The organism is Nesterenkonia sphaerica, assembly GCF_005771565.1.
Lineage (GTDB): Bacteria > Actinomycetota > Actinomycetes > Actinomycetales > Micrococcaceae > Nesterenkonia > Nesterenkonia sphaerica.
In genome coordinates, this window is sequence record NZ_VAWA01000051.1 from 1 (window position 1) to 1149 (window position 1149).

Annotated in this window: 1 protein-coding gene; it reads right to left on the reverse strand. The window is 62.3% G+C overall.

Features of this window, described 5'->3' with window-relative positions; translation table 11 throughout:
* On the reverse strand, positions 1-888 hold an 888-nt coding region (locus FEF27_RS13030; RefSeq protein ID WP_138171310.1), incomplete at its 3' end, for an IS481 family transposase.
* Positions 889-1149: the final 261 nt, after the last annotated feature.

The window sequence follows — 1149 nt, forward strand, 5'->3', positions numbered from 1 at the left end:
CTCCTGGTAGGAGGTTTCACGGGCTGATTCGTTGGAGTAGGGCCTCGCGTAGGCCCATTCCTGCATCAACGTCCTGTTGAACCGCTCGACCTTGCCGTTGGTCTGCGGCCGGCGGGGCTTAGTCCGTTGGTGTTTGATGGCCTCGCCCAGCGCTTTCTTGAACTCTCCCGAGCGGTAACACGACCCGTTATCGGTCATCACCGCGGTGACCTCAACGCCGATGCTGTGGAAGAACGCACTGGCCCGACGCCAGAACCCTGCAGCGGTGTGCTTGCGCTCATCATCGAGGATCTCGGAGTACACCACCCGGGAGTAATCATCGACGGCGTGATGCAGATACCGGTATCCGCCCTGGTGGGTTCTGGTCTTCCACCGATCAGCAGCCTTGGCTAAGGAGCTGCTGCGCCCGTGGATCCGCCACCCGCCACCGTCGGGAATCTTACCCAGCTTCTTGACATCCACATGCACCAGCTCACCCGGAGCAGCTGCCTGGTACCGGTGGGGGCTCATGCGGCGTACGGGAAGTCCTGTGGCCTGGTCAATGCACTCCAAGCGGGGCATCCGGTACCGAGTGAGCACCCTGCCTACTGTGGAACGCGGAATGCCGAGGTGAGCACCAATACGGTGGGGTCCCCACTTGTGAGTGAATCGCAGCGCAATGATCCGGCGCTCAGTGCGGGCCGGCAATCTGCGCGGAGTGTGGTGAGGACGGCTGGAACGGTCTTCGAACCCCTCGCCCTGCCGGTGACGCTTCACCCATTTCGAGACTGTGGCTGGGGATACTTGGAACCGCTCAGCGACCCGGCGCTGGGACCAGCCGTGGTCAATGACCAGCGACACGATGCGTCGCCTTCCTTCTGGGGTCAGTGGTGATCTACGGTGAACCATAGGAGACCTCCATATCGAGTCGTGAGTGGTGGTACACCCACATCGATACCGGAGGTCTCCGCCTACTTCACGGACCGATCACAACGTGTCGGGGAACTACAGTTAGTTGGATAGTCGGGGTGTTCTGGCGGCGGGGTCGTTGATCGTTGCCTTCTCCGGAAGGCGCGGCGGTCGGGGACGTCGGTGGAACCGCTCAGGGTGAGCAGCGTAGGCAGCATCAAGGACCTGCTGCCGCTGGTGACGGATCATCTGGGCGGTGCC